The sequence below is a fragment of the Bacillus sp. FJAT-29814 genome (assembly GCF_001510715.1).
Taxonomy (GTDB): domain Bacteria; phylum Bacillota; class Bacilli; order Bacillales; family Cytobacillaceae; genus Neobacillus.
On record NZ_LMTJ01000006.1, the window covers coordinates 267,445 to 286,079 of the forward strand.

Below are 18,635 nucleotides of genomic sequence, written 5' to 3' on the forward strand. Positions count from 1 at the left end.
ACAGACACCTTATTTACGCTTCATAACGCTTTTTGGTTTCAGCAATTAATAAATTATATAAAATTTTTGCGACTTTTTTTGGATCATGCCGAAGCGCACCGTTTTCGAGGTTAGCGATGTCGGCGTGCACCACCTCAAGTCCAAGCTCGGAAAGGCCCGGCAAATCGTAGGAAACAGGGTTTGCCAATTCCTCTTTATAGCGAAGCTGAACATCCGGCGGAATCTCTTCATTATTCACCAGAATTGTGTTGATAAACGCACAACTCATATGGTCATACAGCGCCCGCACATGGTCACTTGCTGAATAACCATGCGTTTCTCCGGCCTGTGTCATCAAGTTGCAAATGTACACCTTTTTGGCTTCCGAGCGGCAGACCTCATCCCCCAATCTTGGTACGAGAAGATTGGGTAAAATGCTGGTATATAGGCTGCCAGGCCCAAGAATAATCAAATCTGCCTGACGAATCGCTTGAACCGTCTCAGGCAGCGGACGGATATTTTTCGGCGTCAAAAAGACCTTTTTAATTTTTTTCCCCGAGTAAGGGATTTTCGATTCTCCAGAAACAATAGTGCCGTCCTCCATTTCCGCATGGAGTACGACGCTTTGATTGGCGGCCGGCAGAACCTTGCCGCGCACGTTCAAAAACTTGCTCATTTCCTGGATGGCGTGAACGAAATTACCGGTAATCGAGGTCATCGCCGCCAAAATCAGGTTCCCGAGCGAATGGCCGGAAAGCTCATTTGATGTTTTAAACCGATGCTGAAACATTTCCTCCACGAGCGGTTCAACATCCGATAATGCCGCCAATACATTGCGGACATCGCCCGGGGGAGGTATTTGCAGGTCATCACGTATTCTGCCAGAACTGCCGCCGTCATCGGCCACGGTGACTATCGCGGTGATGTCTACGGGGTATTGCTTTAGGCCCCGCAGTAGCACCGGCAGCCCGGTTCCCCCACCAATGACAACGATTCTTGGCTGACCAATATAGCTCATGTTGTCTTTTCCTTTCTCCTCTCAATGTCACGGTGTGAAACAACAGTTTTATAATCCTTTTGGAAAAATTGCCCGAGGTATTCGGCTAAGGCGACAGAACGATGCTGCCCACCGGTACAGCCAATCCCGATCACCAACTGTGCTTTGCCTTCCCGTTTATAATGAGGCAGCATAAAGCTGAGCAGGTCGGTGACCTTTTCCAAAAACTTCTGAGTTTCCGTCCATTTTAAAACATAGCTGGAGACTTCTTCATCTATGCCCGTTTTTGGACGCATGTGCTCGATATAATGTGGGTTTGGCAGGAATCGTACATCAAAGACAAGATCGGCATCAATTGGGATTCCGTGTTTAAAGCCAAACGACATGACATTGACGGTAAAGATTTGATGGTTATTCGCAGTAAACTCAGATAATATCTTCTCACGTAATTCCCGTGGTTTCATCTGGGAAGTGTTGTAAATGATCTGGGCTCTTCCTTTTAATTCCTCTAAAAGCTCCCGCTCAAGCTTAATTCCTTCAAGCGGTGAAGCTGACTTTGCCAGCGGATGAGACCTCCTAGTCTCCTTGTAGCGGCGAACGAGTGTCGAATCATCTGCATCAAGGAAAAGAATTTGCGGGGTAACCCAAGAGGTCTCCGCGAGATCGTCATCCAATGCCTTAAACAGATGGTCGAAAAATTCCCTGCCGCGAAGGTCCATGACAAGGGCCACTTTATTCATTTTATTCCCTGATTCTTTCATAAGTTCAAGGAACTTTGGCAGCAATGTAGGAGGCAAATTATCGACACAGAAGAACCCCAAATCCTCAAAGCTTTGAATTGCAACTGTTTTTCCTGCGCCAGACATTCCGGTAATAATGACCATTTGAATATCATTTGTCGAACCGGTACTCATTTGTATTCCTCCTATTCAATATTAACCTGGATCTAAGCGATAACCGATAAGCTGGAAGTCTTTGGTGTATGTAAAAGTACCGTAAATCAAGCCCTTGCCGTGGATCATGTAATCAAGAATATGGAGGTCACCGGCGGCCATTGGTAGACCTTTAATTTGGTCAACCGGATGCCACTGGAGTTTCCCTTCTTCAGATTCATCAAGGTCGAGGCCATCCGAATCCGTAGCCACAAACGTAAACATCATCCACTCTGAAAGAAGCTGATCCCCTTCCTTCATAATCATCGTGAAAATTCCTTTTAACTGTGGGTTCTTTAAGTATACGCCCGTTTCTTCACGGTATTCCCGGATGCAAGAATCCCGGACCGATTCACCCGGCTCCATCTTTCCGCCCGGTGCCACCCACCAGCCCCGCCGCGGTTTCTGCAGCAACAATACCTTATTATCTCTAATCAACACACAATTGGTGACCCGTTGCACAACAATTCACCCTCTTTATAAAAACGGTTGGTTACGCTAATATCCCAATATAACATAAATATTGATTCATACCATTATACTATGTTTAGAACACCGCCACAACGAATACAAAATTGATAATTCTGTTAATTATTTGTTAACAGTGATGATAGTAGTTTTGGTGTCAGGCACCAATCTATGACTTTGCACCTTGTTAATGGTAGTATCACGTTTCCCTTTGTGCGGAGCACAAAAAAATAGCACAGGCTGCTGGTCCTGTGCGGAAAAGGTATATATTTTAAAGGGGGTCAATTTATATAAGCATACAATATTTTTGTTTCACTTCTGTTACAGTTGGGTGAAAAACGGGTTACTTTTTTCACTTTTTTGTTTACAAAATTTACAAAAGGATAGTTTTCCCCTTCGTTTCCTTGCTTCTTCCCTTAGTGACCCTATTACTTTTATTGCTTTAATTTCATTTCTTCCTTTAGCTCTTCCACATAGTACTGTACACTTCGTGCGGCAATACTTCCGTCCCCAGTGGCCGTTACAATTTGGCGAAGCGATTTCTCGCGAATATCACCGGCTGCAAATATGCCCTTTACTTTTGTTTCCATTTCTTCATTTGTTTCGATATAGCCGTTTTCATTGGTAATGCCAAGGCTTTCGAATGGCTTCGATAGCGGCACCATGCCGATGTATACGAACACCCCATCAGCAGGCAGGGTTTGTTCGGAGCCATCGACTGTCGATACCAATGTTACGCTACCCACCTTGCCATCTTTATCATTAATTGATTTCACAGTATGGTTCCAGATGAAGTCTACTTTTTCATTAGCAAAGGCCCGATCTTGAAGAATCTTTTGGGCGCGAAGTTGGTCGCGACGATGGACAATCGTTACTTTTGATGCAAAACGGGTTAAGTACACGCCCTCTTCAACAGCGGAATCGCCGCCGCCGATGACATAAAGCTCTTTCTCTTTGAAAAACGCTCCGTCACAAACGGCGCAATAGGAAACCCCACGGCCGCCAAGCTCTTTTTCACCTGGTACGCCGATTTTCTTATACTCGGCACCGGTTGAAATGATAACGGAGTAGGCTTTGTACTGTTTTGAACCTACGTTGACCACCTTGTAATCACCGTGGTCCACGATTTCTTTAATATCCCCGTAAGCATACTCAGCGCCGAACTTTTTCGCGTGTTCAAACATCTTTGTAGATAAATCCGGTCCTAAAATGCTCTCAAATCCCGGATAGTTTTCAACATCCTCGGTATTGGCCATTTGTCCGCCCGGCATTCCGCGTTCAATCATAAGCGTCGACAGATTCGCACGAGATGTATATACAGCAGCTGTCATACCCGCAGGACCGGCGCCAGCAATAATGACATCATAAATTTTTTCTTCAGACATGGTTTTCACACTCCCTATATAAAAAAACGATTAAGTCTAGTATTCCCGACTTAATCGTATTAAACATTCTATTTTAAGTCCAAAAATCTGCTCATCGTCCGCGATAATTGGGCTAATTCTTCTGATTTTCCTAAATTACTAGTCCAGCAATTCATTAACTAACTTCGCATATTTTCCAATCGTCGCTGACGACACGCCGTAGCGGTTGGCCAGCTCCTGCTGTGACACCTTTTCACTGCGGAGACGATGCCAAACGTACTCCACTGCTCCGGCCCAGGCGTGTTTATTTTTCAAGCGGATGTTGGATTTAGCGACCTCTACAAACACCGAGAACCACATCAAATACAGGCCTGCTTCAACGGCGCCAATTGGCTGATAATTTTCATAAAATAACTCAGCAACCTCTTGTGCCTCGGCCGTCCGGGATGGTTTCCCTGACCTGAGGAGCGAAATATATTCCTTTTCCAGCTTCGTAAACTTCTGATTTTGGAACAGTCGCTTTGAAGTAATGATTTCGTCTTTTTTACTCGAAACCGATGTCAGGAAAAGGGCAAATAGCCGCTCCTCTACATAGTCACTTTCAAGCTTTTGAAAAATCGACCGAGACAGGTCTTCAAATCCACTGGCTGGCCGTTCGACATTCCAGGGCTCGTGACCTTCCTTATCTGGATTAAGCTCGAGAACCTTTTTCCATATCGTCACGGCAAATGTTTCCCGTCCTGTAAAAAACGCTGCATGGGATAGCCAGTAATAAAACGGGCCATCGCCGTCAAACCCGGTTTTATATAATTTTTTCAACCAATAATACGCAAGTTCATATTCCCCGACCAACGCGAACGAAGTACCAAGCTTGAACTGATGCTCGCTCAGAAGCGGCTGGACCTTTTTCAATTTTTCCAGCATCTCAGCAACATATTTTAGCTGCCCTTGGTAGTGGGCAAACACCATTTTGTTGCAGAACGCGTGCAGATTGCCCGGATTTCGTTTCACGACGTCATCTAGTATCGACTCCGCTTTTTCGTTCTTGCCAAGGTAAAAATACGCAAGAGCCAAGTTATTGTAAGCCGACCAATATTCCGGATACTCCTCGACCACTTCATGCAGGAGTTCAATCGCTTTATGAAAGTAGCCCGTTTCCAACAGCTCGCGGGCCTGCTCTTGCTTGACGATTAAATCGTCCTGGTGGTAGAACTCCTCCTCCAAGTCATCCGATTCAAAAGTCAAAAGCTCCAGCAATTCCTCTGCATCTTCGGAAAAATCTCCGTCCGGATCGAGTTCCAAATATAGTTTTACATGGTGATAAGCATCTTTAAAAAATCCCAAGTGGGCATAATTATTTGCTAAAAAATAGTGGCACTCCACCATTTCGTGCTCAAGATCTTCAAGGATGAGATGCAAGAGTCGGTTGGAATTTTCAAATTCGCCAAGTTCGGTTGACACAATCGCCAACTGGCAGGCAATCATCGGTTCACCCGGCTCAAGCTGCAGCGCCCGTCCCAGATATTTTTTTGCTTTGAGGAAATCACGTCGATGGTATGCCTTTATTCCTTTTTTGAAATAATATTCCCCCGTCGGGACAAATGTAACGAGATTCCCTTTTTGCAGTCTTGCTTTAGCGTCCTTAACCATGAAGTCCTCCATCTTCCTTTTAATAACTTAAGTAGTATAACACAATTCGGGCTTGTACGAGAAGGGATTGGCTTTGGTAAGGGGATGGGAATTTTTTGTTTCGGGGATGGGTCGGGGGGTTTTGGAGTTGCGGAATGCGATAGGGCCAGATAGTTTGTCATTTTGGCCAGAATAATTAAGAAAGTGATCAAAAAAACCGGCCCATTTAGGACCGGCCTTTGTGCCGTTCTTCTAACGTTCGCAATACTTCTTTAAACGGAAGTCCCTGTTCGACCAATAAAACTTGGAGGTGGTACAGTAAATCGGCTGCTTCCCACTTCAATTCTTCATGATCACGGTTTTTCGCAGCTATGATCACCTCGGCGGCCTCTTCGCCCACTTTTTTCAAAATCTTATCGACGCCTTTTTCAAAAAGATAAGTGGTATAGGCGCCTTCCGGGCGTTCCCGCTCACGATCCAAGATTACTTTTTCAAGAGACTGCAGGATTTGATAATCGGCAAGGCTTGATGTTCGCTCCGTAACACCCTCACCGGAAAAACAACTGACGGCTCCCGTATGGCAGGCCGGGCCTTTTGGCTGCACTTGGACAAGCAGGGCATCCTGGTCACAATCGTACTTGATGCCAACAACTGATTGGGTGTTGCCGCTTGTTGCCCCCTTATGCCACAACTCCTGGCGCGAGCGGCTGAAAAACCAGGTTTCGCCTGTTTCCAGCGTTTTCGCAAGAGACTCTTTATTCATGTAGGCCAGTGTCAACACTTCCAATGTCTCGGCGTCCTGAATGATCGCTGGGACAAGACCCTTTTCGTCGAAACGTATTTCTTCTATATTCATTGTCCATACTCCCTTTCAGCGAACCAATATTCCTTTATCACGCAAATGACTTTTGACTTCATGGACCGATGTTTCTTTATAATGGAAAATGGAGGCAGCCAATGCAGCGTCTGCTTTTCCCTTGGTAAATGCGTCGGCAAAATGTTCGGCGTTGCCGGCCCCGCCTGAAGCGATAACAGGAATCGACACAGCTTCACTGACTGCCTTTGTTAAAGAGAGGTCAAAGCCGTTTTTCTCTCCGTCGCTGTCCATGCTTGTCAATAAAATTTCTCCGGCGCCAAGCTCCATTGCTTCCTTCGCCCATTTAATGACCACTTTATCGGTCGGCGTTCTGCCGCCGTGGGTATAGACCCGCCACGTGCCAAGCTCTGCGTCAAACTTTGCATCAATTGCGACAACAATGCACTGTGTACCGAAGTAGCTTGCCCCTTCTTTAATGAGGTCAGGATTCTGCACTGCCGCTGTGTTGAGCGACACCTTATCCGCCCCGGCGCGCAGAATTTTTTTCATGTCTTCAAGTGAATTGATTCCGCCACCGACTGTAAAAGGAATTGCCAGTTCGGAGGCAACTGCTTTAACGACCTCGACAATTGTTTTTCTGCCCTCGACCGAAGCCGAGATATCAAGAAACACAAGCTCGTCTGCCCCTTGCTCATCGTAAAACCGGGCCAGTTCTACCGGGTCGCCGGCATCACGAAGCTGGACAAACTGAATCCCTTTGACCACGCGCCCGTCCTTTACATCAAGACATGGGATGATCCGTTTTGTTAGTGTCAAAAAAATCCCCTCCCCTTACACCAAAAGTGCTTCTTTTAACGTAAACCGCTTTTCATACAGCGCCTTGCCAACAATTGCCCCGCCAATGCCCATTGCGGCGGAGAGTGCCTTTAAGTCTTCGAGACTGCTGACCCCGCCTGACGCGATAACATTTTTGCCAGTTATTTCGGCCAGTTCTTGGACAGCCGTGATGTTTGGACCGGAAAGCATTCCGTCTGTCGCAATATCGGTAAAAATAAACGTTTCCGCTCCAGCGTCCGCAAAGCGTTTGCCAAGTTCGGTCGCTTTAACCGCTGAGGTATCGAGCCAGCCGTGGGTGGCGACATAGCCATTTTTCGCGTCAATACCGACTGCAATTTGTGCGCCATATTTTTTAATCATCTCAATAGCGAAGTCGGGATTAGAAACTGCGATACTGCCGATAATCACGCGGTCGATGCCATTTTTGAGATAATGGATGATATCCTGTTCGGTACGGATTCCTCCGCCGATTTGAATTTTTACATTATGTAGCTGTTTTGCCGCTTGGATCACAAATTGGTCGTTAACCCGCTTGCCGTCCTTGGCGCCGTCGAGGTCAACCATGTGAATCCACTGTGCTCCGTCTGCAGCAAAGCTGCGGGCCATATCAAAAGGCGAATCGCCGTAAACCGTTTCCTTTTCGTAATCACCTTGGAGGAGGCGGACGCATTTGCCGCCCCGCATATCAATCGCCGGATAAATCGTGAAGCTCATCGTACCGCCTTCCTTTCCACTACCATTTTTAAAAAGTTATCTAGTAAGGCCATTCCCAATTTGCTGCTTTTTTCAGGATGAAATTGCATGCCGAAGATATTATTCCTTCCAACAACGGCTGCTACCTGCTCGTGGTAATCCGTTTTCGCCAGCAGCACATCGGATGTGCCGGCATCGACAAAATAGGAATGGACGAAATAGACGTAATCCTCTTCCAGGTTTTTTAGAAGCGGGGAGGGTTGCACAAATTCAAGACGGTTCCAGCCCATATGCGGCACTTTGTACGGAACGCCATCCATGGTTCGACCTGGGAACCTGCGAACATTTCCTGGCAGGAGGCAGAGACCTTCTGTAAAGCCATTTTCATCACTGCTTTCAAACAACAGCTGCATGCCGAGACAAATGCCGAGCACGGGCTTTCCAGTTGCCACAAACTCCTTAATTGTGTCTTTTGGCAGGCGCTCCATCGCGTCGCGGAAGGAACCTACCCCCGGCACGATCAACGCATCTGCCGCAAGCAACTCCTGGTTATCGGCCGAAATAAAATAATCCGCCCCCAGCCGTTCCAACGCTTTACTCACACTAAACAAATTCCCCATGCCGTAATCAACAATCCCGATCATCGAAATACATCCTTTCTAAATTGCGGTGCCTGACACCCACAGCTGCATTACCAACGTATCTATCGTGCCAAGCCACTCCTTGGTGCCTGACATCTAGAGCATTCCTTTTGTTGACGGAACGCCTTTGATGCGCGGGTCGATGGTGGTGGCTTCGTCTAATGCCCTGCCAAGTGCTTTGAAGACTGCTTCAATCATGTGGTGCGTATTTTTGCCGTAATGGACGATCACGTGAAGGTTCATCCGGGCCTCCAAAGCCAGCTTCCAGAGGAATTCATGAACAAGCTCGGTATCGAAGGTTCCTACTTTCTGCCCCGGAAACTCGGCGCGCATCTCAAGGTGCGGGCGGTTGCTAAGGTCGACCACTACCTGAGCCAGCGCCTCATCCATTGGCACAAACGCATTGCCGTACCGCTTAATTCCCCGTTTGTCGCCAAGCGCCTCGCGAAGTGCCTGCCCAAGGCAAATTCCGATATCCTCAGTTGTATGGTGGTCATCAACCTCGATATCACCTTTGGCATCAACGGTTAGATTGAATTGTCCGTGCTTAGCAAATAAATCGAGCATGTGAGTGAGGAATGGCACACCGGTTTCAAGGTTGGAGCGCCCCTCACCGTCCACATCAAATACTAGTTTAATATTTGTTTCATTCGTTTTTCGATCAACTCTTGCCACTCGTTCCATGAAAGACACCTCTTTTTTTAAAATAAGGCAGTTTATATAAAAATTCTTTGGTTGAATTTGATATATCCGTGGTGATTTAACATATATCCGCGGAAAAACCATTTATATCCGCGAAAATTTAGATATATCCGCGATTATTTAAATATATCCGCGGAATTTCCAATATATCCGCGAAACTGGAATAAAGTTACTTCCGATCGTTTTCAAGTCTGATTTCAACGGCCCGGGCGTGGGCTTCCAAGCCTTCTTTTCGGGCGAATTCCGCAATTTTTGCGCCGTTCTCCTTCAAAGCCGTTTCACTATAAATAATGATGCTTGATTTTTTTTGAAAATCATCGACGTTAAGTGGGCTGGAAAAACGGGCCGTTCCATTCGTCGGCAGCACGTGGTTCGGCCCGGCGAAATAGTCGCCGACTGGCTCCGAACTGTAACGTCCGATAAAAATCGCCCCTGCGTGACGAATTTTTCCAAGCAACACCATAGCATTGGCTGTCATAATTTCAAGGTGCTCCGGAGCCAATTGATTTACAGTTTCAACCGCTTCGTCCATGTCGGCAGCCAAATAAATCGCCCCGTAATCGGCAATCGATTGGGCGGCAATCTCCCGGCGCGGCAGCAGTGCCAATTGGCGCTCCACCTGCGCTGCTACAGCTTCTGCTAACTCCGTAGAAGCTGTCACCAACACGCTGCAGGCCCGCGGGTCGTGCTCTGCCTGGGACAACAGATCGGCCGCCACTTCATCGGCATGGGCTGTTTCATCTGCTAAAATGGCAATCTCGCTTGGGCCGGCAATCATGTCGATGTCAACATCGCCAAATACCTCTCGTTTGGCAAGCGCGACATAAATATTGCCGGGACCAGTGATTTTATCGACCGCTCGAACCGTCTCCGTTCCGTAGGCGAGCGCCGCAATGGCCTGTGCGCCCCCGACTTTATAGATCTCCTCCACACCTGCTTCTTTCGCGGCAACCAGTACCGCTGCCGGCAGCTTTCCGTCTCGGTCAGGCGGCGAGACCATTACAATTCGTTTGACTCCAGCAACCTTTGCTGGGATAACATTCATCAGCACTGACGACGGGTAAGCTGCTGTGCCGCCTGGCACGTAAACTCCCACTGAATCTAATGGAGTAATTTTTTGCCCAAGAATCGTGCCGTTCTCTTCGGTCGTCATCCATGACGGGCGGAGCTGTTTCTCATGATACGTCCGGATATTCTGAGCCGCCTCGCGAACAATCGAAATAAATTGCTCGTCCATTTGCTCATAGGCATCGGTGATTTCTTTTTCATCAACAGAAAAATCAGCCAAGAACACGCGGTCAAACTTCTCTGTATACTCCCTTAATGCCGCATCACCGCGCTCACGCACATCGGAGATGATTCTTTTTACTGCAGCCTGCTGCTCGGAGGTACCTGCTTCAATCGAACGCTTCAGTGAAATCTGCTCATTTACTTTTACGATTTTCATCTTAAAATTCCTCCGTCGAGACAACTTGATGAAGCCGGGCAACTAGGTCATCAATCAGTGTATCTTTCAATCGGTAGCTGACGGGATTGACGATCAACCTTGATGTAACATCGCCGATTCTCTCGTATTCGACTAGGCCGTTTTCCTTTAACGTCCGGCCGGTGGAAACGATGTCGACAATCCGGTCTGAAAGCCCGATTAACGGGGCCAATTCGATTGAACCGTTCAGCTTGATGATTTCAACCTGCTCCCCCTGCTCGCGAAAATAAGCCTCGGCGACATTTGGATATTTCGTCGCCACTCTTGGGGCTACGTCATTCATTTTCGTATCCGGCATGCCGGCAACCGCCAAATAGCAGGTGCTGATTTTTAAATCAAGAAGTTCATACACATCGCGCTCTTCTTCAAGCAGCACATCCTTGCCGGCGATTCCGACATCGGCCACGCCGTGCTCGACGTAGGTGGCCACATCCATTGGTTTTGCCAGAATAAAACGCAACCCTTCTTCGGGAACATCGATTATCAATTTTCGCGACTCGTCAAATTCAGGCGGCAGCTTGTAACCTGCTTTTCGTAGCAGTTCCGCTGCTTCTTCAAAAATTCGTCCCTTTGGCATCGCGATCGTCAGTATGCTATTCATCGGGCCGCACCTCCGGGGAATTGTTTTTCGAACATCACTGCCCACCTCCGATTAAAAAGGTCGTCTCGGCGAATTTTTTCGTAAAGGCATCAGGGTTTTTCACACCAGTAATATCTTGAAGTACCGCCTGTTTACCCTCTTCATGCAGTTTTTTAGCAAGCTGGAAAGCTTCCCAGCGCCGCTCCTGGCTGTAAAAAATGCAGTGCGCCACGGTTTCAGTTTTCCCGCCGCCAAGGGCCTCGAGCAGCATATCGGTCCGAACCGCAAACCCGGTTGCCGTGGCATTTTTCCCAAATTTCTCAAGCAGGCTGTATCGGCCGCCGTTGCCAATCGGAAAGCCGACGTTCCCCGCGTAAACCTCAAAGAGAATTCCAGTGTAGTAGCTCATATGGCTAACGATGGAAAAATCAAATTTCACATGCTCCTCGACACCGTAATCCTTGATTACCTTCCAAAGTTCCTGGATTTCGAGAATCGCCTGCTTCCCCCTGTCGTTTTCGATGATTTCCAGAGCCTGGCCGATGACCTCTTCCCCGCCCCTTAATTGGAGCAATTTGAGCAGCCTTTGCTTGTCAATCGAAGATAGATTAAGAGATTGGACATTTTCACGGTAACCGACGTAATTTTTTTCAAACAAAAATTTACGCAATGCCGTTGCCCGTCCGTTCGTCCCAAGGATTTGCATGAATAATTCCTGGGCAAAACCGACATGGCCAACCGATACCTGAAATTGCTGTAAGCCTGCTTTTTTTAATGAAGAAATCAGTAGGGCGATGACTTCACCGTCGCAAGAAATCGTCTTGTCGTTTATATACTCCACACCGATTTGCTCAAACTCTGCCGGACGGCCGCCTTCGCGCTGCTGGGCCCGGTAGACGTTGGCCGAGTATGCGAGCCTGACGGGTAGGTCTTCGTTTAATAGCTTGGCAGCAGCAACCCGGGCGATCGGGGTCGTCATTTCCGGCCTTAGTACGAGTGTATGCCCTTCCTTGTCAAGCAATTTAAAAAGCTGGGCATCGCCTATTGCCGAGGCGGCGCCAACCGTTTCATAGTATTCAAGAGTAGGGGTTTCGATAAATTGGTAACCCCAAAGCTTCATCGTCTCCGCAATGGACGAGCGGACACGGTGCTTTTTTTCGAGCAGTTCCGGGAGCGTGTCCCGCATGCCCAAAGGCTTTTCAAACATAAACAAGCGGCTCATTGTGCTCATTCCTTTTCGTTTGCTTTAGTCTGCTAATGTATTAGAGAATTAAAGTTAATTATTAGTAGTTTAACGCTTGGGTAAGGTTTCGTCAACCGAAAAAAGTTCGGTTAGCGGTCCGCCAAAAGTTATTCGCCGGAATTGTCTGGTTATTCGCCAATCATTGGAGGATATTCGCCGAATGTAGTGAGTTATTCGTCGAAAATGGTACCTTATTCGCCGACTAGGGTAACTTATTCGCCAAACCTTAATTAAAGGGTACCTCTATAAGGGTAATTTTTGCAAATCTGGAATAGATTTCACCAACCTTATTAAGATTTCGCCGGATTCCTGATATATTTCGCCGAACTTGCTATCTATTTCGCCGAACTAGGCCTGTATTTCGCGAATAACAGGCTACATCCCGCCGAATTCAAAAGAGATTTCGCTAAACCTTGTTTGGCACACCGAACCTTTTCCAGAATCCGTATCTTTCGCAAATAAAACAGCAAAAAACCCGGTCACATCCAGTGACCGGGCAGAAACTAAATATTCTATTTTCCATAAATCGGGTCATCAGCCCAGCGTTCGGCGAGCTGTTCCTTCGTATAGATCATCCTCATCGGGTTGCCGCCAACGAAGCACCCGGCCGGGACGTCCTTGTGTACCAAAGTTCCGGCAGAAACAATGGCGCCGTCGCCAATTGTGATACCGGGCATAATCGTCGAATTTGCGCCAATCATGACCTCATTCCCAATCACGACTTCACCGAGCCGATATTCTTTAATCAGATACTCGTGCGCCAAGATGGTCGTGTTGAAGCCGATCACCGTGTTGCGACCGACGCTGATTTTTTCCGGGAACATAATATCAGGCATGACCATTAAAGCGAATGCAGTCTGCTCTCCGACTTTCATCTGGAGAAACGTCCGGTACAGCCAATTTTTCACGCCCAAAAACGGCGTATAACGCGCAATCTGAATCACGATAAAATTTTTGGCGACCTTCCAAAATGACACGGTTTTATATATTTGCCACAGCGAGTTTGCCCCTTCGACAGGGTAGCGGGTCGTGTTCCTCATTTTACTTATACCTCGAGAATGATTAATAATTCAGTCATATTCTCTAGGATGTAATCAGGCTCATATTTGGCAATGTAGTCCCTGCCTTTGATCGACCAAGCGACACCCACCGTAGTAGTGCCGGCATTTTTGCCCGCCAAAATATCATGATAATTGTCGCCGACCATCACGGCCTCCGCAGGACTCGAACCCAGCTCTTCCAATGCTTTAAAAATCGGCTCCGGGTCAGGCTTTACTTTTTCAACATGGTCCAAGGCAATGACCACTTCAAAAAATTTGTCCAAACCTGTTAACCGCAGTCCTTTCAAGGCAACATCGTGCCGCTTTGTTGTGACAATCGCCAGCTTATAACCTTTTTCATATAACGTTTGGATCGTTTCGAATACACTCTCAAATTCTTTCACAAGCAAGTCATGGTTCGCGATATTAAAGGTGCGGTATACCTTCACCATTTCCTCAACACGGTCGGGGTCAGCTCCAACCGTGGTAAATGCCTCATGCAGCGTAGGCCCCATGAACGGCAGGACATCCTCACGCTGAAATTGTCCGGGATAATATTTTTCAAGTGTATGCAGGTAAGAGGTAATAATCAGTTCATTCGTATCGATTAATGTTCCATCCAAATCAAACAGCAGAGTGGTAATTTTGTTATTCATAGCTTGCTCCCTTTCGTCTTAACATTCCAGTGCGCCGCCAAATCGTACCCACAATCAGTGTGAGCGTAATCGCTACTCCAAGCCGGATGAGGAACAGCGGCCAGACCGGAATGCCCAGAGGTACGAAAATCAGCGTATCCTCAACAACGGCATGGCAGGCTACCAGAAAAATAAATGCCAATGTTACGTCTTTTTTGCTGACCCCATCCTCTTGAACGGCCTGAATCATCACGCCAGCGCCGTAAGCAAGGCCAAACAATAATCCTGCCGCCATAGTGGTCGAGGTATTTTCCTGCATGCCAAGCGACCTCGTAATCGGCGCCATTGTCTTGGAAAACTTATTCAGCCATTGAATATCCTTCAGAAATTGAATCACGATCATAAGTGGAATGACGATCAGCGCCAACTGTAGGATGCCAAGCCCTGCTTTTTCAAGCCCTTGTAATAAAATCTCCACTAACCCCGAAGCCTGTGCCGTATTAGTGTCAATCAAACCGTATTTGGCCTGCTCGCTGCCGCCATGCCAGACCAGATTAATCACCGCTGCCGAAACAAAGGCAAGACCAAGCCTGGTTGTCAACACAATCCAGATCTTGACGCCCGCTTTCATGGCGACCCCGGATTCAATAAACAAGTTATGTGAAAATGACAGCATCACTGCCAGGATGAATACTTCTTTTACCGAAAAATCGAGCGTCAAAATCGCACCAATCGCCGCGTATAGGTTTAAGAAATTCCCGAGCACGAGCGGAATGGCTGCATCCCCCGACAGGCCAATCAGCTTCATTAGCGGAGAAACGACTTTAATAATCCTCGGCAAAACCGGCGTATACTGCAGTACTGCCACAATGAGTGTAACAGGAAAAATGACTTTCCCTAATGTCCATGTTGTTTTTAAACCAACCAATAGTCCTTTTTTTACTGAGTTGACTAGCATTTCTCCCGTGCTCCCCTTTAGATGTCTCTAGTTTTCCTGGGCCAAATAGCGAGTTTCAGAAATCCGTGCTACTCGGCGGTAAATCAAGATTGCGATCGCGCCAATGATTAACGCAATCGAGATGGTTTGCGCCATCCGCAGGCTGCCGAGCATCAGGCTGTCTGTCCGCATCCCTTCCACAAAAAAGCGCCCAACTGAGTACCAAATCACGTAGGTTAAAAACATTTCCCCGCGGCGCAAGTTGACACGGCGCAGCAAAATCAACAGAATAAACCCGGCGAGGTTCCAAATCGATTCGTATAAAAAGGTCGGGTGGTAATAGGTGCCATTGATGTACATTTGATTAATAATAAAATCCGGCAGGTGCAGGTTTTCCAAAAACGCCCGCGACACCTCGCCGCCGTGGGCTTCCTGGTTCATAAAGTTGCCCCAGCGCCCGATTGCCTGGCCTAGAATAATGCTCGGCGCGGCAATATCGGCGAGCTTCCAAAACGAAATCCCGCGTTTTTTTGCAAACACGTACGCCGTCAGTACAGAACCGATGAGAGCCCCGTGAATCGCAATCCCGCCATTCCAGATTTGCGGGATGGCCCCAAGGTTGTTTTTATAAAAATCCCATTCAAAAATAACGTAATAAATCCGGGCGGAAATAATCGCAATCGGAATTGCCCACAGCATCAGGTCGGCAAACGTGTCCTTAGGTAGGCCGCGACGGTCACCTTCACGAATCGCTAGATATAGAGCAAGTGCCAGACCGGAACCAATAATGATTCCATACCAATGCACCGGAATCGGCCCAAGCGAAAAGGCTATCGGGTTAAGCGGCTGAATATTTTCGTTCATATTTCATCTCCTCTTCCTATTAAAACTGTTACTAGTGCATCGTTATTTACATTTCCTCATGGTCGCCATCTTCGATGACATCGGAAAGCCGCTCGGTAAACTGCTGTGCAGCATTTACGCCCATCCGCTTGAGGCGGTAGTTCATTGCCGCTACCTCGATAATGACAGCGAGGTTCCGGCCAGGGCGAACCGGAACAGTCAGTTTAGTCACTTCAGTATCGATAATTTTCATTTTTTCCTCGTCCAAACCAAGTCGGTCATATTGCTTTTTCGGGTCCCATAATTCCAAATTGATGACCAGCGTAATCCGCTTATTGCTGCGGACGGCACCGGCACCAAACAGCGTCATCACATTGATAATTCCCAATCCGCGAATTTCCAGCAGATGTTCAATCAATTCCGGCGAGGTTCCGACCAAGGTATCCTGGTCTTCCTGACGGATTTCGACGCAGTCATCGGCGACAAGCCTGTGGCCGCGCTTGACCAATTCAAGGGCAGTTTCGCTTTTACCAACGCCGCTTTTTCCGGTGATGAGCACACCAATTCCGTAAATATCGACGAGAACCCCGTGAACAGCCGTGGTTGGGGCAAGCTTACTTTCCAAATAGTTGGTCAGGCGGCTGGAAAAACGGGTTGTTTTCAGGGGTGTTCTCAGAACGGGCACGGATTCGCGCTCGGAGGCCTCAATCAGTTCCTTTGGAACCTCCAAGCCCCGGGTGATAATGATGGCCGGGGTGATGTCGGTGCAAAGTCGCTCCATCCTGGATTCCTTATCCCGCTCGGAAAGCCCTTCAAAAAAAGTCAGCTCGGTCATTCCAAGCAGCTGGATCCGTTCTGCAGGATAGTATTCGAAATAACCGGCAATCTCAAGACCCGGCCGAGAAATATCACTCATTGTAATCGGGCGGTTAATTCCTTCTTCGCCGCTGATCAATTCCAAATCAAACTTTTCAAGAATATCCTTGGTGCGTACTTTTAACAAGGAAATGTCCTCCTTCAATTATGAAAACTTTAGCTGTTTTCTATGTAAAAACCAATTTCCTCTTATTTTAACATTTTTTTTATAAGAACCATACTTTAGTGGATTAAAAAACAAAGGGTCGGATTAGAATCTTTGCACCGTACAAAACGTAGCTTCGGTGCCTGACAGCCATTTCTAGAACATAAAAAAGGTGCGGCTGCTCAATGAGCAGGCACGCACCCTTTGTTATTTTTTTGATTTTCTGTTTGCGGATCTGGATGGGTCCATAATTGTTTTTTGGATGACAAGGTTGACAAGTGACATTAATACGGCAAAGAACAGGGCCATGCCGAAGCCAGAGATTTCAAATGCGTCCCCCATTAAATAGTCCGTCAGCTCCAGTGTGATGGCGTTGATGACAAACAGGAACAATCCCATCGTCAACACCGTAACAGGCAAGGTAAATAATATCAGCAGCGGACGCACCAACACATTTAAGATGGATAAGAGAATGCTCGCCTGAAGTGCAGCCCAAAACCCTGTCAGGTAAAAGCTTTCATGAAAATATCCGGCAAAAGCCATAAATAAAACTGCATTAATCAAACATCCAATTAACCATCTCATATTCCAAAACTCCCATTTTTATGTTCGGCAGACTTTTTTCCTCGGGTAAAGTTCTGCTTCTCCGCTATTCAAATGCTTTCTGAACCGTAATCGACCCCGATTTGGAATCTGCGTATATTTTTAACATTTTATCAGGATGATTGACAGATTGGAAGCGCAGCGATTTTTGAATCATTTCGCTCTTTTCCTCAAGAATTTGCACGCCTACAAGATTGAGGTGGAAGCCGCCTAAGTTGGTCTTCAGCTCGCCATCGACCGGCGTTCCCTCTGGAACATACAATTCAATTGGACCAGTCGTGGTCTTGGCGTGGACCCACTCGCTGCGGTTGCCCTTTAATAGCACACTGATATTTCCGTTGAACGACTGGGTATCGACCTTTTTAAAATCGCCATCGACCTTAATCGCGCCATTGATGGTCTCCGCCTCAAGCTCATCGAACTGGCTATGCTTCAGCTTAATTTTCCCGTTCGCCGTTTCAACCTCGGCCTTATTGCCCACCACATGCTCAAGATTAATTTTTCCATTGCCGGTTTTTACTCGCAGGTCGGCGACATTCAATTGGCCGCCAGTGACAGAACCATTAAAGATGCGCACCCTAACTTTTTCGTACTGCACTTTCGGTACAAACATCACGGCCTCTACCTTCATCCACTTTTGCTGGGTTAGAAAGCGCAGTTTCCCGCCTTCCACCACAAACGTAACGTCCCTAAGGAAGTTTTGACGGGCTTGGTCCTGATTTTCGACCCGATACACCTTGGCCTGGCATTCAACACGGACATCCGGCTGGTCCCAGGCAACGACGTTGACTGAGCCATTGGCCAAATCAATATCGATATTGTTCAGCTCCGCATTGCCATGTTGAAAAATGTGGGAAATGTCGACTGATTGCCCGAAATTTAAATCAAGGTCGAGTTCCTTGATTTTTTTCAATGCGGAATCGACAAATTCAAAAATCTTTTCCTTTGTGGACTGATACTTGGCGTAGGCCGCGTCGTCTTTTTTCGCTTCCTCAAACTGAACCGCGGTGGATAGCTCGTTGATAATATCCGCCTGCTTTTGCTCCATATTTTTTTGATCCTTTTGCAGTTCATCAAGCAGCGTTAACGCTTCATCCACTGACAGTTTTCCCTCTTCCACCATGGTTAGTATCCGCTTACGTTCCTCTTTCATTTTTTCCACCCTCAATAAATTTTATTTGTCCTACT

At 47.2% G+C, this 18,635-nt stretch carries 20 protein-coding genes; all 20 read right to left on the reverse strand.

The genetic code is table 11. The annotated features are described in order from the left end of the window. Window positions 1-13 precede the first annotated feature (13 nt). On the reverse strand, window positions 14-997 hold the full coding sequence (yvcK, locus tag AR334_RS18170) for a YvcK family protein (protein WP_066314589.1): 984 nt from the start codon (window positions 995-997) through the stop codon (window positions 14-16). Next, window positions 994-1,890 (reverse strand): RNase adapter RapZ, encoded by an 897-nt coding sequence (rapZ, locus tag AR334_RS18175; protein WP_066314590.1) that lies wholly within the window; start codon window positions 1,888-1,890, stop codon window positions 994-996. Before rapZ ends, yvcK begins: the two co-directional genes overlap by 4 nt. A 21-nt stretch (window positions 1,891-1,911) precedes the next feature. Then, window positions 1,912-2,370: an 8-oxo-dGTP diphosphatase gene (locus AR334_RS18180; protein ID WP_066314591.1), complete on the reverse strand. Its 459-nt coding sequence runs from the start codon at window positions 2,368-2,370 to the stop codon at window positions 1,912-1,914. 440 nt (window positions 2,371-2,810) lie between these two features. Continuing rightward, entirely contained in the window at window positions 2,811-3,761 is a 951-nt protein-coding gene (trxB, locus tag AR334_RS18185) for a thioredoxin-disulfide reductase (RefSeq protein WP_066314592.1), read from the reverse strand. A gap of 138 nt (window positions 3,762-3,899) precedes the next feature. Then, entirely contained in the window at window positions 3,900-5,390 is a 1,491-nt protein-coding gene (locus AR334_RS18190) for a tetratricopeptide repeat protein (RefSeq protein WP_066314595.1), read from the reverse strand. A gap of 205 nt (window positions 5,391-5,595) precedes the next feature. Next, complete coding sequence (hisIE, locus tag AR334_RS18195) at window positions 5,596-6,225, reverse strand: bifunctional phosphoribosyl-AMP cyclohydrolase/phosphoribosyl-ATP diphosphatase HisIE (protein WP_066314600.1); 630 nt, start codon at window positions 6,223-6,225, stop codon at window positions 5,596-5,598. Between the two features lie 15 nt (window positions 6,226-6,240). Then, complete coding sequence (hisF, locus tag AR334_RS18200; protein ID WP_066314602.1) at window positions 6,241-7,002, reverse strand: imidazole glycerol phosphate synthase subunit HisF; 762 nt, start codon at window positions 7,000-7,002, stop codon at window positions 6,241-6,243. 15 nt (window positions 7,003-7,017) lie between these two features. Beyond that, the gene (gene hisA / locus AR334_RS18205) at window positions 7,018-7,737 is read right to left on the reverse strand and encodes a 1-(5-phosphoribosyl)-5-[(5-phosphoribosylamino)methylideneamino]imidazole-4-carboxamide isomerase (RefSeq protein WP_066314606.1); all 720 of its coding nucleotides are present in this window, start codon (window positions 7,735-7,737) and stop codon (window positions 7,018-7,020) included. Then, window positions 7,734-8,366: an imidazole glycerol phosphate synthase subunit HisH gene (gene hisH, locus AR334_RS18210; RefSeq protein WP_172799260.1), complete on the reverse strand. Its 633-nt coding sequence runs from the start codon at window positions 8,364-8,366 to the stop codon at window positions 7,734-7,736. The genes hisA and hisH overlap by 4 nt, the downstream gene beginning before the upstream one ends. An 87-nt stretch (window positions 8,367-8,453) precedes the next feature. Then, on the reverse strand, window positions 8,454-9,041 hold the full coding sequence (gene hisB / locus AR334_RS18215; RefSeq protein WP_066314618.1) for an imidazoleglycerol-phosphate dehydratase HisB: 588 nt from the start codon (window positions 9,039-9,041) through the stop codon (window positions 8,454-8,456). A 187-nt stretch (window positions 9,042-9,228) separates the two neighbouring features. After that, on the reverse strand, window positions 9,229-10,506 hold the full coding sequence (gene hisD, locus AR334_RS18220; protein WP_066314624.1) for a histidinol dehydrogenase: 1,278 nt from the start codon (window positions 10,504-10,506) through the stop codon (window positions 9,229-9,231). Window position 10,507: 1 nt separating this feature from the next. Next, complete coding sequence (hisG, locus tag AR334_RS18225; protein WP_066314626.1) at window positions 10,508-11,146, reverse strand: ATP phosphoribosyltransferase; 639 nt, start codon at window positions 11,144-11,146, stop codon at window positions 10,508-10,510. 34 nt (window positions 11,147-11,180) lie between these two features. Next, the gene (locus tag AR334_RS18230; RefSeq protein WP_066314628.1) at window positions 11,181-12,347 is read right to left on the reverse strand and encodes an ATP phosphoribosyltransferase regulatory subunit; all 1,167 of its coding nucleotides are present in this window, start codon (window positions 12,345-12,347) and stop codon (window positions 11,181-11,183) included. 533 nt (window positions 12,348-12,880) lie between these two features. Next, window positions 12,881-13,408, reverse strand: coding sequence for a DapH/DapD/GlmU-related protein (locus AR334_RS18235; protein ID WP_066314631.1), 528 nt, complete (start codon window positions 13,406-13,408; stop codon window positions 12,881-12,883). 5 nt (window positions 13,409-13,413) lie between these two features. After that, complete coding sequence (gene ppaX, locus AR334_RS18240) at window positions 13,414-14,064, reverse strand: pyrophosphatase PpaX (protein WP_066314634.1); 651 nt, start codon at window positions 14,062-14,064, stop codon at window positions 13,414-13,416. After that, the gene (locus AR334_RS18245) at window positions 14,057-15,001 is read right to left on the reverse strand and encodes a nucleoside recognition domain-containing protein (protein WP_066314636.1); all 945 of its coding nucleotides are present in this window, start codon (window positions 14,999-15,001) and stop codon (window positions 14,057-14,059) included. Before AR334_RS18245 ends, ppaX begins: the two co-directional genes overlap by 8 nt. A gap of 27 nt (window positions 15,002-15,028) precedes the next feature. Beyond that, on the reverse strand, window positions 15,029-15,844 hold the full coding sequence (lgt, locus tag AR334_RS18250; RefSeq protein ID WP_066314645.1) for a prolipoprotein diacylglyceryl transferase: 816 nt from the start codon (window positions 15,842-15,844) through the stop codon (window positions 15,029-15,031). A gap of 46 nt (window positions 15,845-15,890) precedes the next feature. Beyond that, a complete protein-coding gene (gene hprK / locus AR334_RS18255; RefSeq protein WP_066314648.1) occupies window positions 15,891-16,826 on the reverse strand; it encodes an HPr(Ser) kinase/phosphatase in 936 nt (311 codons plus the stop codon). A 225-nt stretch (window positions 16,827-17,051) separates the two neighbouring features. Beyond that, window positions 17,052-17,429, reverse strand: a complete 378-nt coding sequence (locus AR334_RS18260) for a phage holin family protein (protein WP_066314650.1) — start codon at window positions 17,427-17,429, stop codon at window positions 17,052-17,054. Window positions 17,430-17,493: 64 nt separating this feature from the next. Continuing rightward, window positions 17,494-18,600 carry a DUF4097 domain-containing protein gene (locus tag AR334_RS18265; protein WP_066314659.1) on the reverse strand — a complete coding sequence of 369 codons (1,107 nt, stop codon included), beginning with the start codon at window positions 18,598-18,600 and terminating at the stop codon, window positions 17,494-17,496. Window positions 18,601-18,635: the final 35 nt, after the last annotated feature.

What these genes read in the sequence shown, in the direction of transcription:
- yvcK (WP_066314589.1), bottom strand. Translation starts at nt 997, where the DNA reads ATGAGCTATATTGGTCAGCCAAGAATCGTTGTCATTGGTGGGGGAACC.
- rapZ (WP_066314590.1), bottom strand. Translation starts at nt 1,890, where the DNA reads ATGAGTACCGGTTCGACAAATGATATTCAAATGGTCATTATTACCGGA.
- trxB (WP_066314592.1), bottom strand. Translation starts at nt 3,761, where the DNA reads ATGTCTGAAGAAAAAATTTATGATGTCATTATTGCTGGCGCCGGTCCT.
- AR334_RS18190 (WP_066314595.1), bottom strand. Translation starts at nt 5,390, where the DNA reads ATGGTTAAGGACGCTAAAGCAAGACTGCAAAAAGGGAATCTCGTTACA.
- hisIE (WP_066314600.1), bottom strand. Translation starts at nt 6,225, where the DNA reads ATGAATATAGAAGAAATACGTTTCGACGAAAAGGGTCTTGTCCCAGCG.
- hisA (WP_066314606.1), bottom strand. Translation starts at nt 7,737, where the DNA reads ATGAGCTTCACGATTTATCCGGCGATTGATATGCGGGGCGGCAAATGC.
- hisB (WP_066314618.1), bottom strand. Translation starts at nt 9,041, where the DNA reads ATGGAACGAGTGGCAAGAGTTGATCGAAAAACGAATGAAACAAATATT.
- hisD (WP_066314624.1), bottom strand. Translation starts at nt 10,506, where the DNA reads ATGAAAATCGTAAAAGTAAATGAGCAGATTTCACTGAAGCGTTCGATT.
- hisG (WP_066314626.1), bottom strand. Translation starts at nt 11,146, where the DNA reads ATGAATAGCATACTGACGATCGCGATGCCAAAGGGACGAATTTTTGAA.
- AR334_RS18230 (WP_066314628.1), bottom strand. Translation starts at nt 12,347, where the DNA reads ATGAGCCGCTTGTTTATGTTTGAAAAGCCTTTGGGCATGCGGGACACG.
- AR334_RS18235 (WP_066314631.1), bottom strand. Translation starts at nt 13,408, where the DNA reads ATGAGGAACACGACCCGCTACCCTGTCGAAGGGGCAAACTCGCTGTGG.
- ppaX (WP_066314634.1), bottom strand. Translation starts at nt 14,064, where the DNA reads ATGAATAACAAAATTACCACTCTGCTGTTTGATTTGGATGGAACATTA.
- AR334_RS18245 (WP_066314636.1), bottom strand. Translation starts at nt 15,001, where the DNA reads ATGCTAGTCAACTCAGTAAAAAAAGGACTATTGGTTGGTTTAAAAACA.
- lgt (WP_066314645.1), bottom strand. Translation starts at nt 15,844, where the DNA reads ATGAACGAAAATATTCAGCCGCTTAACCCGATAGCCTTTTCGCTTGGG.
- AR334_RS18260 (WP_066314650.1), bottom strand. Translation starts at nt 17,429, where the DNA reads ATGAGATGGTTAATTGGATGTTTGATTAATGCAGTTTTATTTATGGCT.
- AR334_RS18265 (WP_066314659.1), bottom strand. Translation starts at nt 18,600, where the DNA reads ATGAAAGAGGAACGTAAGCGGATACTAACCATGGTGGAAGAGGGAAAA.